The organism is Corallococcus sp. AB045, assembly GCF_003668895.1.
In the GTDB taxonomy this organism is placed as follows: domain Bacteria; phylum Myxococcota; class Myxococcia; order Myxococcales; family Myxococcaceae; genus Corallococcus; species Corallococcus coralloides.
Map to the genome: position 1 here is coordinate 33,795 of NZ_RAWN01000008.1, position 14,013 is coordinate 47,807.

At 69.4% G+C, this 14,013-nt stretch carries 13 protein-coding genes; 5 read left to right on the forward strand and 8 right to left on the reverse strand.

Annotation, left to right across the window (positions count from 1 at the left end):
* Positions 1 to 846: 846 nt before the first annotated feature.
* Positions 847 to 3,504 carry a DEAD/DEAH box helicase gene (locus D7Y21_RS03410; RefSeq protein ID WP_121711217.1) on the forward strand — a complete coding sequence of 886 codons (2,658 nt, stop codon included), beginning with the start codon at positions 847 to 849 and terminating at the stop codon, positions 3,502 to 3,504.
* A 23-nt stretch (positions 3,505 to 3,527) separates the two neighbouring features.
* Here the strand turns inward: D7Y21_RS03410 and D7Y21_RS03415 are convergent, their stop codons facing one another.
* Entirely contained in the window at positions 3,528 to 4,388 is an 861-nt protein-coding gene (locus tag D7Y21_RS03415; RefSeq protein ID WP_120567113.1) for a haloalkane dehalogenase, read from the reverse strand.
* Positions 4,389 to 4,539: 151 nt separating this feature from the next.
* Here D7Y21_RS03415 and D7Y21_RS03420 point away from each other — a divergent pair, with 151 nt between their 5' ends.
* On the forward strand, positions 4,540 to 5,451 hold the full coding sequence (locus D7Y21_RS03420; RefSeq protein WP_121711219.1) for a LysR family transcriptional regulator: 912 nt from the start codon (positions 4,540 to 4,542) through the stop codon (positions 5,449 to 5,451).
* A gap of 3 nt (positions 5,452 to 5,454) precedes the next feature.
* On the opposite strand, the gene D7Y21_RS03425 is transcribed toward D7Y21_RS03420, so the two are convergent.
* The 3 genes from D7Y21_RS03425 to D7Y21_RS03435 all read right to left on the reverse strand — a co-directional run bounded on the left by D7Y21_RS03425 (position 5,455) and on the right by D7Y21_RS03435 (position 7,113).
* Positions 5,455 to 6,138: a hypothetical protein gene (locus tag D7Y21_RS03425; protein ID WP_120567111.1), complete on the reverse strand. Its 684-nt coding sequence runs from the start codon at positions 6,136 to 6,138 to the stop codon at positions 5,455 to 5,457.
* A gap of 146 nt (positions 6,139 to 6,284) precedes the next feature.
* Positions 6,285 to 6,773: an SRPBCC family protein gene (locus D7Y21_RS03430; protein ID WP_120567110.1), complete on the reverse strand. Its 489-nt coding sequence runs from the start codon at positions 6,771 to 6,773 to the stop codon at positions 6,285 to 6,287.
* A 4-nt stretch (positions 6,774 to 6,777) separates the two neighbouring features.
* Positions 6,778 to 7,113, reverse strand: a complete 336-nt coding sequence (locus D7Y21_RS03435) for a helix-turn-helix transcriptional regulator (RefSeq protein WP_120567109.1) — start codon at positions 7,111 to 7,113, stop codon at positions 6,778 to 6,780.
* 148 nt (positions 7,114 to 7,261) lie between these two features.
* On the opposite strand from D7Y21_RS03435, the gene D7Y21_RS03440 reads away from it, so the two are divergent.
* Positions 7,262 to 8,851 carry an endo alpha-1,4 polygalactosaminidase gene (locus D7Y21_RS03440; protein WP_158627221.1) on the forward strand — a complete coding sequence of 530 codons (1,590 nt, stop codon included), beginning with the start codon at positions 7,262 to 7,264 and terminating at the stop codon, positions 8,849 to 8,851.
* Between the two features lie 41 nt (positions 8,852 to 8,892).
* On the opposite strand, the gene D7Y21_RS03445 is transcribed toward D7Y21_RS03440, so the two are convergent.
* Both D7Y21_RS03445 and D7Y21_RS03450 read right to left on the reverse strand, forming a co-directional pair.
* Positions 8,893 to 9,633 (reverse strand): endonuclease/exonuclease/phosphatase family protein, encoded by a 741-nt coding sequence (locus tag D7Y21_RS03445; RefSeq protein WP_121711223.1) that lies wholly within the window; start codon positions 9,631 to 9,633, stop codon positions 8,893 to 8,895.
* A 95-nt stretch (positions 9,634 to 9,728) separates the two neighbouring features.
* Complete coding sequence (locus tag D7Y21_RS03450; protein ID WP_120567106.1) at positions 9,729 to 10,664, reverse strand: bestrophin family protein; 936 nt, start codon at positions 10,662 to 10,664, stop codon at positions 9,729 to 9,731.
* Between the two features lie 120 nt (positions 10,665 to 10,784).
* Between D7Y21_RS03450 and D7Y21_RS03455 the strand changes: the two genes are divergently transcribed.
* Positions 10,785 to 11,915: a hypothetical protein gene (locus tag D7Y21_RS03455; protein ID WP_121711224.1), complete on the forward strand. Its 1,131-nt coding sequence runs from the start codon at positions 10,785 to 10,787 to the stop codon at positions 11,913 to 11,915.
* A 6-nt stretch (positions 11,916 to 11,921) separates the two neighbouring features.
* Here the strand turns inward: D7Y21_RS03455 and D7Y21_RS03460 are convergent, their stop codons facing one another.
* The gene (locus D7Y21_RS03460; protein ID WP_121711226.1) at positions 11,922 to 12,824 is read right to left on the reverse strand and encodes a nucleotidyl transferase AbiEii/AbiGii toxin family protein; all 903 of its coding nucleotides are present in this window, start codon (positions 12,822 to 12,824) and stop codon (positions 11,922 to 11,924) included.
* On the reverse strand, positions 12,821 to 13,342 hold the full coding sequence (locus tag D7Y21_RS03465; protein ID WP_233591947.1) for a hypothetical protein: 522 nt from the start codon (positions 13,340 to 13,342) through the stop codon (positions 12,821 to 12,823). The genes D7Y21_RS03460 and D7Y21_RS03465 overlap by 4 nt, the downstream gene beginning before the upstream one ends.
* 303 nt (positions 13,343 to 13,645) lie before the next feature.
* Here D7Y21_RS03465 and D7Y21_RS03470 point away from each other — a divergent pair, with 303 nt between their 5' ends.
* On the forward strand, positions 13,646 to 13,990 hold the full coding sequence (locus tag D7Y21_RS03470) for a hypothetical protein (RefSeq protein ID WP_120567102.1): 345 nt from the start codon (positions 13,646 to 13,648) through the stop codon (positions 13,988 to 13,990).
* The last annotated feature ends 23 nt before the right edge of the window (positions 13,991 to 14,013 follow it).

The following is a 14,013-nucleotide window of genomic DNA, read 5'->3' on the forward strand; positions in this document are numbered from 1 at the left end:
CACCCGGGCCGGTGAGGGAGGTGCATGCAATGAAGGCATTCAAGGCGGTGCTGCTGGGAACGCTCGTGTCGGCGCTGCTCGTTGGCGCAGGGTGCAAGACCACGAAAGGCGAGAGTATGGAGGGGCTCGGCACTGGCAGCTCCGGAACGATGACTCCAGGAGTCGGCGGCAGGACGAACGTCGGCGAAAGCTCCAATGAAACGGAGGGAACCGAGACGGGCTCTGGCGACGTTGGCGGATCAGGTTCAATGACGAACCCAGGGACGGGCGGTTCCAGCTCGGGCGGCACAGGCGGTTCCAGCACGAGCGGCAGCGGCAGCGGCATGGGCGGCGGCTCCACCTCCGGCGGTACCTCTAGCGAAGGTGGCTCAAGCACTGGCGGCTCGGGTGGTAGCGGTTCGAGCACTGGCGGCTCGGGTAGTGGCGGCTCCGGTGGTAGTAGTTCGAGCACTGGCGGCTCGGGCTCAGGCGGCTCGGGCTCAGGCGGCTCGGGCTCAGGCGGCTCAGGCTCAGGCTCAGGCTCAGGCTCAGGCTCAGGCGGCTCAGGCGGCTCGGGTGGTGGCGGGGGCGACATGAGCCGCTGACCCTGACGAGCCGAGGACGCGCGGTACGCGTCCTCGGCTCTCACGTGGCTTCTTGCCCGTGCGCTCAGCGCGGTGCGCACGCCCGGCTCAGCAGCCACTCGGCGCCCCGGCGTGCGGCCTTCCGCGGATGCGCCGTGGACGACATTTCCACTGGGTTCACGTCCAGAGGCCCTGGCGTGCGCGGCTGCCTGCCTCTGTCTGCCCGGTCCCGGACGCATCTGACGCTTCCCCGGGACACCTCCCGCGCGTATCACTGGCCTTCGTGCGCACACCTACCGACCGCTTCCTGCCGCCCCGCACCGACGCTTCTTCCGCCACGCCGCCCCTTCGCGGGCGGGTGGTGGTCATCGCGCCCACGCGAGCCGCGTGCGAAACCATCGAGCTGGCGCTCGGGCTGGAGCTGCGCACGTACCTGGAAGAGCATCACGGCGAGCGCCTCCTTGCGCTCGCGCGGAGCGGGCAGGGGTTCGGCATCGTCGCGGGCACGGGCACGGGCAAGACGCTCGCCATCCGCCCCATCGCGGAGGAGCTCACGGGCCGGCGGCCCCTGCGGGTGGCGGTGGTCAACCGCGAGCGGGAGGCCACAGCGGAGACGCCGCTCGCGGACGTGGCCATCGTCACCACCGGCATCGCGCGGCGCTGGTTCCAGGGCGGCGCCATCCGGCGTGAGGACACGCTCATCGTGGATGAGATCCACCAGACCTCCGCGGAGCTGGAGCTGTGCCTGGCCCTGGGCAAGCGCGTGGGCTGCCGCTTCATCTGGCTGTCCGCCACGGTGGATCCGGCCTTCTACGCGCGCTACCTGGACAGCGCGGACGTGCTCCAGGTGTCCACCTTCGACCCGGGCAAGGCGGCCCAGGTCGAGGTGGAGCGCCGCAAGCCGCTGTCCTTCCTCGACGATGCCTTTCTCCAGGACGTGCAGCGTCAGGGGCGCGGCGTGGGCGTGTTCCTGGCCACGCGTGCTGGCGTGGAGGAGGCGGCGGCCCACGTGCGTGCCCGCTCACCCGAGGTCCATGCGGCGCACTACCACGGCGGCGAACCGCTGCGCGCCATCCGCCCCTTCCTGGAGGGCACGGCGCCCCGGCCGTTCGTGCTCACGATGACGGCGGCGGGGCAGAGCGCGCTCAACGTGCCCGGATTGGACACCGTCGTCATCGACGACCTGCGCTTCACGAACGTGGTGGAGGGCGGCCGCAACGTGCTCACCCGCGTGCACCTGGGCAACAACGAGCTCTTGCAGATGGCGGGGCGCGTGCACGGACGGGTGGCGGGCGGGCGCGTCTTCATCCTCAGTGACCGGTTGATCCACTTCGCCTCGTTGCGGCCCACCGAGCCCGAGTTCCAGCTCGCGGGAGAGCCGGAGCGGGTGGCGCTCACCGCCGCGGCCCTGGGCGTGCGGGCGGATGAGCTGGACCTGCCCGTGCCGTTGGACCGCGCCGCCTATCGGCGGGCGCTCGCGAAGCTGGAGGCGCGCGGCATCGTGGACGCGGATGGACGGCTGTCCGCCTACGGCCGCGCGGTGGAGGCCCTGCCCGTGGAGCGCCCCTGGGCGGAGCTCATCGTCAACGCGGAGGACGCGCTCCTGCCGTTCCTCGCGGTGTGCAGCGCGGTGGAGTCCCTGCACCGGATGACGCGCGAGGAGCGGAACCTGGAAGAGGTGCTCGTGCCCGGCAGCGATCACCTGACCGCGTACAACCTGTACGCCGAGGCCTTCCGTGTGGCGGGCACGGTGGGGGAGGTGCAGGGGCTGCCGCGTCACGTCTTCGACCCGGAGACGCTCGCGGCGTGGGCGGAGGGGCGCGGGGTGCTGGTGAAGGCCCTGGAGGACGCGGCGCTCGCGATGGCGAGCGTGTACCGGAGCGTGGGGCTGGCGCTGCCCGCGCGCATGCCGTTCGCGAGCTCCAGCGTCCACCATCGCTTCTGCGACCTGCTCGCGCGCTTCATGCCCTTCGACCTGGTCATCGACGAGCGCACGGCCTGGGGTGATCTCACCCGCGTGTCGAAGACGAGCGTGTGCGGCAACCTGGGCGCGGTGGCGGGCACGCTGCGCTACTTCGCCGACCGCAATGGCGAGTCGCAGGGCGCCATCGAAGGCACCCAGCTGCCCCAGGCGCTGCTGCGCCGCTACGCGCGCCGTCACTCGGAGGCGCCCGCGTATGACGCGCGCTTCCGCTCGGTCGTGCTCATCAGGCTGCTGGACTACTACGGCTTCACGCTGGAGCAGGAAGTGGACGTGCTGCGCGCCTGGGGGCCAGAGCTCGCCAAGGCGGCCCGGCACGCGCTCGCGGAAGCACTGGCGAAGGGTGAGGCGCCGCATCCCGCGGTGGACCGTCACCGGGTCGCCATCGCCGAGGTGCGCGAGCTGTGGCGGCGTTCGGGAGGCACCACCGCGCCGCTGGGGCACCCGGAGCTCACCGCGCTCTACGAGGCGCAGCTCGATGGGGTGGACACGCTCGATGACTTCCGGGAGCGGCCGCTGCGGCTGGACCTGGACGCGCTCGTGCCGCGCGCGACGCGGCAGGCGCTCCTGGCGCTCCCGGACGCAGTGGAGGTCCGCGAGCAGGCGGTGCCGCTGGAGTACGACGTGGAGGAGCTGTCGGACGGCGCCCTGCGGAGCGTGGTGCGGCTGCACCTGCCGGAGAAGCTCGCCCGCACCCTGGTGGAGGAGGAGCTGCCGCTGCTCGACCGCCCCCAGCGCTTCAGTGTGGCCCGGGGCCGGCGGGGCGTGCTCCAGGCCCGCTCACTCCTGGATCTCCAGGACCTGCTCGACCAGCCCTGGATGCCGGACGAGATCACCGAGGCCACCCGCGAGCGTCAGCCCCAGGCGCGTGGCGCCCCCGAGCGTGGGGGCAACCGCGGCCACCATGGCAAGGCCTCAACGTACGGAGGCCGGCGAGGAGGCGGCAGGCGGAGGCGCTGACCTGTCGCACGGGCCCTGGTTGCTCACCACGCGGAGCGGTCCATCCAGGCCTGGAGGGCGCGCGCGATGTCCTCCGGCGCGTCTTCCGGCGCATGGTGCCCCGCGCGTCCCAGCGGAACGATTTCGAGGGACCGGAGGTTGGCGCGCGCCCACTCGACGATGCGCGGTGCGTTGAGCCCCGTGTCGCCGAACGTCAGCAGGAGCACCGGCTTCACGGATGGCTGCGAGAGCCACGCGTCATAGCGTTCGATCACCGCGGCGACGTCGGCGGGCTCGCCATCGATGGGAATCTCCCGGGGCCACTGCAACACCGGGCGTCGCGACGCCGCGTCTGGATACGGAGCGGAGTAGACGGCCCGATCACCCTCCGCGAGGCCACGCTGGACGCCGTTCGCGAAGGACTTCTCGAGGAACGCGTTCTGTTCGAGCACGAGCTGCTCACCGACCTCCGGCGTGCGCAGGGCGCGGAACAGCTGCTCGCCCTGGGGAGGCCAGTCGCTCCAGCGCATGGGACGGAGGAACGTCTCGAACACGGCCACGCCGCGCACGCGGTCCGGATGCCGCCGCGCCCAATCCAGGGCCAGCACTCCGCCCCAGTCGTAGCCAACGAGCACGACGTCCCGCAGGCCGAGCGCGTCGAACCACGCATCAAGGTACCTCGCGTGGTCCGCGAACCGGTATGCGATGTCCGGCTTGCCCGACTCCCCCATGCCGATGAGGTCGGGCGCGAGGCACCGGCCCCGGTCGGCGAGCCGCGGAATGACGTTTCGCCACACGTGTGAGGACGTGGGGTTGCCGTGAAGGAACACGATGGGCGAGCCCGTCCCGGCCTCGCGGTAGGAGATGAACGAATCCAGGACCTGGACCTGGTGAACCATGGGCATGGGCGTGCTCCGGGATGGAAGCGGTGGAGAGGTGTGGCATGCGATGAGCACGCCCGCGACGAGACAGCCGAGCAGTCTGTGCATGCACCCATGATGGGGAAGGGGACACCTCCCTGGTAGTGATGGTTCGTGAGGTCTAGGCTCACCAACCGTGAGCATTTCGATCGCCGCCCTCGACCTCAACCTCCTCCTGGTACTCCACACCGTCCTCACCGAGCGCAGCGTGGTACGCGCGGCCGAGCGGCTCCACGTCACGCCCTCCGCCATCAGCAACAGCCTGGCGCGCCTCAGGTCCGTGTTGGGCGACCCGCTGGTCACGCGCAAGGGCCGTGGCATCGTCCCCACGCCTCGCGCGCTCGCGCTGGCTCCCGCCATCGCCCGAGGCCTGCGCGAACTGGAGTCCGGGCTGCAAGAGGCCCCATTCGAGCCGGCCCGCTGCACGCGCACCTTCACGCTCGCCGTCGCCGATGCGGGTCAAGTCACGTGGGGACCGCGAATCGCCGCCCGGATGGCAGGAGAGATGCCGAACGCGCGCCTCTCCGTGGTCGGCATCGCCTCGCTCGTGGCGCTCGGGGACCTGACCTCGTCACAGGTCGACCTGCACATCGGCCTCGCCGGGCGGGGCGCGGGCCTGCACGTCGAACCGCTGTTGGACGAGCGCACCGTCCTCGTGGCCCGCGACGACCACCCCGTGCTCACGAAGCGCCTGTCCGCGCGTGCGCTCGGCGCGCTCCGTCACGTGGGCGTGGAGATGGTCCCGGGCAAGGGCTTCCGGGACCTCGTTGGCGCCGCGTACGCACGCGCGGGCATCCGCCGCGAGGTCGCGATGACGGTGCCCTCGTTCCTGACGGCGGCGGCGATGGTGGCCGCGACCGACCTGGTCGCGACGCTGCCGGAGTCACTCGTCGCCGCGCAGGGAGCGCGCCTGGGTGTGCGTGGCGTCAACGCGCCGGTCCCCGCTCACACCGTCAAGATGGCCCTGTGCTGGCATGACCGCACGCATGCGGACCCGGCGGTGAGGTACTTCCGTGCGCTGGTCCGGAGCGCTGTCCTGGCCGCGTGAGCGTCAGAAGCTGAAGCCCACCCGCAGGATGTCCATGTTGATGTCCACGATGCGCCCGTTCCTGCGCGTATCACCCCACGGCAGGCTGTACTGGCCGCCGAGGTCCAGCTCCTTGCGCTGCTGGTTCCAGCTGTAGCCCACGGCCGCGCCGAACACCGCGGCGAGATAGAAGTTCGTGCGTGCGAACGTCTTCCGGTAGCCCAGGTCCAGGCCCAGGGTGAGCTGGCCTCCCGTCGTGCTTCGATTGGCGGGCTCGCCCTTGTCGGCGTCGGGCCGGTCCTTCTCGTTGCTCACCATGCCGCTCAGCTTGGGCTGGAGGAAGAAGCCGTCGCCCCGTGCGCGGGGCCACGGCGTCCAGGCCACGCCCGTGGAGACCGTGAGCGCCCGGCCCGTGCCGCAGTTGCCGATGTCTTCCGTGCAGCGGCGGCGCGCGTACCGGGGCGTGACTTCAATGACCAGGTCGGTCTGGTCCGACAGCTGGAGGTTCGTGCCGACAGGGAGCGCCAGGTGGAGCGTGCCGCCCACGAGTGGCCCCGTCAGCAGGAGGGAACCGGTCACCAGCGGCGAGATCCAGAGCGCGTGCGCGGGCCGCTCTCCCACGGAGGACCGCGGCCCCGGCGGCTCCATGGCCTGGGCCTGGGTCGCGGTGAGGAGAAGGAGCACCGGAATCAGCATCGCCTTGTTCAACGCATGCCTCCTGCTGCGAGTGGGGACGGACCCTTGCTGGAGCAAGGGTCGTTCCACCCGTGTGCCTGAGGCCCGCTCAGAGTGCCTTCGCACCCGCGCATGACAAGGTTGTCAGAGCCCGCGCCCGCGGATGTCGGACACAGGTGTCACACGCGCCGTTCAGCGAGCGCCGCGAGCTGCGCCGTGACGGTGCCCCAGCCTTCGTGGAAGCCCAGGTCGTGGTGCATGTTTCTGTCCGCGCTGTTCTTGTGCATCACGTGGGCGCTGTAGTCGGTGCCCTGCGGATGATCCTTCAGCGTGATGATGGCGGTCATGAGCGGCATGCCGGAGACGTCCGCGGGCCGCCAGTCAGCGACCATCACGTTCGTGAACACGATGCGCTCGAGCGTGTCGACGGCGAGGAAACACGCGCTGAGGTGAGGCATGAAGTCGCTGGTGGCCGTCTCGCTGAAGTGCGTCAGCAGCGCGCCGCCGGGCCGCAGGTCCAGCTCCAATACCTTGCACCGGGACGGCGCGGGCACCCACCACTGCTCGAAGCTGGCGGGGTCCGTCCAGGCCTTCCAGACGACAGCGCGCGGCGCCTTGATGATGCGCGAGATGCTCAGGTCGAGCTCGGGATTCAGGGCAGGGGACATCGGTTCACTCCTTGTTGGAGAGGGTGGTGACGAACTGCTCGAGCCGGTCCGTGCGGGCCTCCCAGAGGGCGCGCTGCGCGGACAGCCAGGACTCCACGGCGGCGAAGGACTTCTTCTCCAATGCGCACGTCCGCACGCGCCCTTCCTTGTGCGTGCGGATGAGCCCGCTGTCCTCCAGGAAGTGGATGTGCTTCATGAAGGAGGGCAGGGCCATGTCGAAGGGCTTCGCCAGGTCGCTGATGCTGGCGGAGCCCTTTCCCAGACGCGCAATCACAGCCCGGCGGGTCGGATCCGCGAGCGCCTGGAAAATTCCATTCAGCTGTTCCGGATGCTTTTCCACGAGGCTAAGTAACGTCTTCAGACACTTAGCGCAAGAGCTAAGTGATGAGGTGGCCTTTTGTGATAGCCGGGCCCAAACCCCTGGAGGCGCAATGTCGAACTGGAGTGCCTGGCTGTTCCCCTGCCTTGCCTTGCTGACACCCGGATGCATGCCATTGGAGGCGGACGACGCGCGGGAGCCGGAAGCTCAACAGCAGGCCCTGCCGGGCTCGGAGGTCATCGACTTCGCCTCCGCGAGCACGCAGGCGAACACGGACGCGTCGGGCAAGAGCGGCGGCATGGGCGTGCTCAAGACGAACAGCGCGAACTGCACGGTCGGCGCGTACGCGGACTGCTATGCGCAGTACATCGAGTTCAGCCCCAGCTACACGGGCTCCCTGTCCTTCAACCTCTCCAGCCTCACCCAGGCCGCGCCCACCCCGGCCCAGGTCACCCAGCTCAGCCTGCTGACCAAGTACCAGGGGCCCGGGGTCGCCACGTCCTACTACCAGTGGCAGCTCTACAAGTTCTCCACCTCCAGCTGGGTCAGCATCGCCAACTCGCAGGGGCGCGGTGATTGGGTGTGGACGCCGGCCCTGACGCTCGCGCTCCCCACCACCGAGGTCGCGTCGAACTTCGTGTCGAGCACCGGGGAGATCCGCGCGCGCATCATCAAGGGTGCGGGGACGGACGCGGCGCAGCTGGACAGCCTCCGGCTCCAGGTGGCGTGGGACATCTCCACGACGTGCACCGCTGAGACGGACGCGGCCTTCTGCACGCGGCTGGGCGCCAGCTGCGGTCAGGTGAGTGGCACCGACAACTGTGGCCAGGCGCGCACGGTCGCGAGCTGTGGCGCCTGCCAGAGCCCCCAGACGTGCGGCGGTGGCGGCACGCCGAACGTCTGTGGAGAGGCTTCCTCCTGCACGGTGGCGGCCTTCCCCAAGGGCACCACCTGGATGTGGGACCTGGAGCACAACGCCATTCCCACCAACCTCAACGCCCAGGTCTACGTCGTGGACCTCTTCAATACGACCGCCGCGAAGATCCAGGAGTACAAGACCGCCGGCAAGAAGGTGGTCTGCTACTTCAGCGCGGGCTCCTATGAAAACTGGCGGGACGACGCGAACCAGTTCCCGCAGGACACGTACTGCACCCCTGGGGAGAACTGCGCGCAGTCCGTGCACATCATGGGGGACTGGTGCACGAGCGGCGGCGGCTGTGAGTGGTGGTTGGATCACCGCAAGCAGGCGGTGCGCACGGTGATGACGTCGCGCATGCAGCTGGCGAAGAACAAGGGCTGCGACGCGGTGGAGCCGGACAACATCGACGGTTATTCGCACGACGATGAGATCAACTGCACCGATCAGGCCTGCTGGGGCCTCACGGCGGCGAACCAGCTCGACTACAACCGCTGGCTGGCCACCACCGCCCACTCGCTGTGCCTGGGCATCGCGCTCAAGAACGACGTGGACCAGATCCCCGCGCTCGCGGACTCCTTCGACTTCGCCATCAACGAGGAGTGCCAGCGGTTCAACGAGTGCGGCGCGTACAAGACCTGGTTCACGAACAAGAACAAGGCGGTCTTCAACGCCGAGTACCGCAAGGACTCGAGCGGGGACATCACCAACTGGACGTCATGCACGGGCACCGGGGCGACCTGCGCCTGCGGTGAGAGCGGCTTCGCCCAGGGGGACATGCGCACGCTGGTCTTCAGCACCGCGTCCGTCCGCTACGACAACCTCCAGTTCACCTGCTGGTAGCGCGGGCGGGCCGGGGCGGTCCTCCCGCCCCGGCCTGTTCCTCAGTAACGGACGGTCGCGGTGTAGGCGAAGTGGTCGGAGCCGTACTTCTCCAGGCGCTCGGCGGGACCGGTGCCGATGCCCACGGTGACGTAGATCTGATCGATGGGCACGCCGCTGACACCCGCCGTGTTCAGGTGGTTCATCCCGGGGATGTCCTGCGACAGCGCGCGGTTGAAGTCGCCCACCAGGACGACGGGCAGCCCCCGGCCACGCAGTTCCGCGACGACCTCGCGCACCACGGTGTTGTGCGTCCGCCAGCGCTCCTGCCGCTCCGGGTGCTCCCCGTTCCAGGCGCCGGAGATGTAGTGGGTGTTGATGAACGCCAGCTTCTCGCCGGTCGCGAGGTTCTTCAGCACGACCCAGTTCACGAAGCGCGACGGCGTCACCCCGGCCTCGCCGCCGTGCGTGAGCCGGGACCCGTCGCCCGTCTTCTCGAACTTGTTCTTTCGCCAGGAGATGGCGATGGAGTTGCGCGCGTCCAGCAGGTCATCACCGGGCCGGAAGTGCGCGTAGGCATCCATCGCCCCGAGCTTGGAGTGGCCCTCCGCGGTGTCCACCTCCTGCCAGCCGATGATGTCCGCGAGCGGCCTCGTGTTCGCCTGCCCGTGCCACGTGTTGTGCGTCGCGACCGTGGTCGTCGTGGCCGCGAGCGCCGCCGTCGCTGACTCCTCGGAGGGAGCGGGCAGGAGCCCCAGGGAGAGCAGCAGGCTGAGGACGGCCGACGACAAGAGCTTGAGCATGGTTCCCTCGGAATGCGCGCCAGGTCATTCCTGGCGCGTCCTGGGGAAGCTAGCCAAAGCCGTATTTTCTGAAAATACGAACCGGAATGTTTCTGTCAGCCGAGGACGAAGTCCTTGGGGCGCAGCGGCTCCGGCTGAGGCTCTCCCAGCGATTCCAGCATGTTGATCTCCGCCGTGCGGGACATCGCGAGCAGGGGCAGGTCGTTGGGAGCTTCTCCGAAGGGCTCCTCCAGCTCCTCACTCAGGAGGTCCAGGCCGAAGAAGGTGTAGGCGATCATGGCCGTGAGCACCGGCGTGAACCAACCCATCGACTCGGCGAGTCCGAAGGGCAGCAGCAGACAGAAGAGGTAGGCCGTGCGGTGCAGGAGCACCGTGTAGGCGAAGGGCAGCGGCGTGAGGCGGATGCGCTCGCAGGCGGTGAAGATGCTCATCATGGCGTGCACCCGTTCGTTCAAGACGCCCCAGGTGATGTCGGTGAGCCGGCCCTCACGGAGCAGGCGGGCCAGCTCCAACTGGTGCTCGCGCAGGAGGGCATTCGGGCGGTTTCCGCTGCCCAGGACGCGCGAGCGTTCGGGCTCCTCGAGGTGGCGGCCAATGGCCTCTCCGACGTCTTGCGAACGGAGGTGCGCGGCGAGCGCGTAGGGGAAGGCGATGGTGCGGTGCACCAGCCTCCTTGCCGCCTGCCGCCCGGCTTCGGGCAACTCGGCGCGCCCGTCGTCCAGCAGCGCGATGGTCGCGTGGGTGAAGGCACGCACTTCGATGATGAGCGCGCCCCACTGCTTCCGCCCCTCCCACCACCGGTCGTAACAGGCGTTGTTGCGGAAGCCGAGGAAGATGGAGAGCGCGATGCCGAGCAGCGACAGCGGCGCGGGGGACGTGATTGGAAGCCGGATGTAGCCCTGCTTGAGCGTCAGGACGACCAGCGTGGCGAGCGCCGCGACCCCCAATACGTGGGGCAGGACGCGCGGCAGGATGGTGCCGCGCACGACGAACAGGAGCTTGAAGAAGCCAGGGCGGGGACGGACGATCACGGCGCGTCTCGTGCCCCAAATCCCCGGCTGCCGCAAGCGGTCCGCGCTGTGACGCCGAGACTGACCGGTGTTCATCCCGGGTGCATCGCCGCCCTAGACTGCCTCCCTCCTGGAGGCTGAATGCACCCGAAGAGACTTCACCGGTTCCCTGTGTCCACGCTGCGCTCCCTGGCCGCGGGGGTCGCGCTGATGTGCGCCGCTGGCTGCTCGGACGATGAGGGCGTGGACGTGCCCAACCCGCTGACCAATCCGAAGGACGGGCCCCCGGCCGGCAACCCGAACGCCGAGGCGACGTGCGCCGTGCCCGCCGAGGCAGGGCTCGCGGACGTGTCCCGGCTCACCACCGTCGTCGGGACGGGCACGCCGGCCAGCTGTACCTCCGATGCCTTCGTCAGTGCCGTGGCGAAGGGCGGGATCATCACCTTCGACTGCGGCCCGGAGCCCGTCGTCATCACGCTGGACCGGACGGCGAAGGTCTTCAACGACAAGGGGCCGGAGATCGTCATCGACGGCAAGGGGCTGGTGACGTTGAGCGGCGCGGGCAAGCACCGCATCCTCTACATGAACACCTGCGACCAGGCCCAGGTGTGGACGACCTCCCACTGCCAGGACCAGGACCACCCCCGGCTAACGCTCCAGAACCTCACCTTCGTGGACGCCAGCTCCAAGAGTGAGAAGGAGTACGACGGTGGCGGCGCGGTCTGGGTGCGCGGCGGGCGGGTGAAGGTCATCAACTCCCGCTTCTTCAACAACGTATGCGTGGACACCGGCCCGGACGTCGGAGGCGCCGCGCTGCGGGTGTTCGACCAGCACGACGACCAGCCTGTCTACGTGGTGAACACGACCTTCGGCGGCAAGGAGGGCTACGGCGGGGTCTGCTCCAACGGCGGCGGCATCAGCAGCATTGGCGTGTCGTGGACCGTCATCAACAGCCTCTTCTCCCACAACCGGGCCATCGGCAACGGCGCCAATCCCGCGAAGCCGGGCACGCCGGGCGGTGGCAGCGGCGGGGCCATCTACAACGACGGCAACACGATGACGCTGTCGCTCTGTGGCACGCGCATCGAGCACAACGAGGTCAACGCGCACGGCAGCGCCATCTTCTTCGTGAGCAATGACCACTCGGGCGACATCCGCATCGACCGCTCGGTCATCCAGAACAACAAGGGCGGCTCCTGGTACGAGACCTATCCGCAGATCTCCAACCACGCGGACACGCCCATCCGGGTGACGAACTCCACGATTGAGTGATGGGGCTCAGATGCCTCGCTGGAGCGCCCGCTCCAACCGTGCCTGGAACTCCTCGAGCGTGGCTCCCGCGAGCGAGGGGTGTTCGAGCACGAAGTTGGGCCAGTCCAGGTCGCCCGCGTATTCGAACGCCCCCGGCTGGATGGGCACGCTCCACGAAGCCTGCTTCGCCTCGAACACGTGCTGGAGGAAGCCCGGTGGCAGGCGGGTGTCTTCCGCGAGCAGGACCGCGTCGTAGAGGTCCTTGCCCTGGGGCCAGCTGTCATTTCTGAGCCAGAGCAGCTTCCACGCCAGGGACTCCTCTGGCGTGGCGACCTGGACCGGCACTCCCTCCACCGTGTGCCGGAGCGGAGACGAGAGCAGCTGTTCGTTGAACACGACGTCGACCTGGACCGAGTCGCGGACGCGGCCCTCCCAGCTCCACGGGAACGTGAGCCGGCGGCCCTCGGCGCGCTCGTAGGTCCAGATGCCGTCCACCGGGATGCTCGCCGGATCCAGGTGGATGCCTTCAAGCCGCAGCGCATCCGTGACGGCCCGGGTCAGGTCCGCCATGAGCTGCATTCCCTCGCTCGACGTCGGGCTCACGGACGCGGGCGTGACGACGAAGTCGAGGTCCTTGGCCGGCCGGGCGCGCCCGCCGTACCAGAGCTCGAGGACGACGCTGCCACGCGCGACGACCTGCTCTCCCACGCGCATGCGGCCAATGCCGGCGAGGCACCGCCGTAGGAGCCGGGCACGGGCCTCACGGAAGCGGGCCGCCTCCGTGGGGTCCTCGAAGCGGGGGGGACCCTTGATGAAGGCTGCGTCGTGGTGCTTGAGGGCCGGATCGAACACGTCGGGCCGGTTGTCGTCCCGCTCATAGCCCGCGGGAAGAACGTGCCGCGGCGATACGGGCTTCGTGGGGCCGCTCATCGGGATGTCTCCTCCAGCCAGCCCTCGTCGAGGGCGATGTTGTCATCGAAGAGCACGCGCTCGCGCTCCACCTTCGTCACCGGGAGCCCCGCGTCCGCCAGGCTCGCCAGGAGCGAGTCGAAAGCCGCACCCATGGCGGCATCGTCCGAGGGACCGAACCGCTGGGTGAGGAACCGCTCTTGGACCCCGTCCGGTGACACCTTGTACGCGCTGCGGGACAGGTGGGCGGACTGCGAGGCCGCGAGCCGCCCCAGGGCCTCCAGGTCGCGGGTGGCCACCCGGACGTGGTGTTCCAGATAGACCGGGGCGGAAACCGCGAACGGGCCCTGGGACCACGGCGCCTCGACCTTGAGGCGGCACCTCCGTGCACCGCAGGTGGAGAGGGCCTCGAAGGCCAGCGCCTCGGCGTGCTGTCGCGCCTCCACCACCGACGTGCCGCTGTGCAGGGTCAGCATGACCTGCCGGGGTGCCACGCCGCGTACGAGCTCGATGCACAGCACCTTCACTCCACGGCGCACGGCCCATGTCCGGAGCTCCGGCTCCGCTCCAGGAGGCAGGGCGAGGGTGAGATGTGTTTCCAGGTGCATGGCGTGCAGTGGCTCGCGGAACGGGTTCTGGCCGGGCCCGGAGCGTACCGCTGCGACGGCTCGGAGATGGAGGCCCTGACGCAAGGAGGACGCGGACACGGCCGTCCTGGTGGCGAACCAACGTGTTTCAGTATGCTCCGCCCCGGTCTGTGTATCCGGCCGGGGGGACTCATGACGGAACGACGTGAGTGGGCATTCGGAGCGCATCGGGTGCATCTCGAGGAGCCCGATGTCTTGTGGGTCGACTTCAACGGCACCACCGGACTGGAGGATGCGAAGCGCCTGCTGTCCATCGTGCAGGAGGTGGCGGTCCAGGGGCCCGTGTTCGTCGTCGTGGACATCGACGGGTCCGTCATCGACAAGCCGGCTCGCGAGTACTTCAGCAAGGAGTCCCGCCCGGAGTGGCTGCGAGGCGTCGTCTACGTCGGAACCCAGCGGCTGCAGATGGCGAGCGCCAAGGCCGTCGCCTTCGCGCTCTACCTCACGGGCCGGCTGAAGGGGGACGTCGAGTTCGTCACGAGCGGACAGGCCGCGCGCGAGCTCATTGAACGCAAGCGCGCGAAGGCGGCGGTCCGCTAGCGGCGCTTCGAGGCATGGCGCCC

What these genes read in the sequence shown, in the direction of transcription:
- D7Y21_RS03460 (WP_121711226.1), bottom strand. Translation starts at nt 12,824, where the DNA reads ATGAGCGGCCCCACGAAGCCCGTATCGCCGCGGCACGTTCTTCCCGCG.
- D7Y21_RS03440 (WP_158627221.1), top strand. Translation starts at nt 7,262, where the DNA reads ATGCCATTGGAGGCGGACGACGCGCGGGAGCCGGAAGCTCAACAGCAG.
- D7Y21_RS03430 (WP_120567110.1), bottom strand. Translation starts at nt 6,773, where the DNA reads ATGTCCCCTGCCCTGAATCCCGAGCTCGACCTGAGCATCTCGCGCATC.
- D7Y21_RS03445 (WP_121711223.1), bottom strand. Translation starts at nt 9,633, where the DNA reads ATGCTCAAGCTCTTGTCGTCGGCCGTCCTCAGCCTGCTGCTCTCCCTG.
- D7Y21_RS03455 (WP_121711224.1), top strand. Translation starts at nt 10,785, where the DNA reads ATGCACCCGAAGAGACTTCACCGGTTCCCTGTGTCCACGCTGCGCTCC.
- D7Y21_RS03415 (WP_120567113.1), bottom strand. Translation starts at nt 4,388, where the DNA reads ATGCCCATGGTTCACCAGGTCCAGGTCCTGGATTCGTTCATCTCCTAC.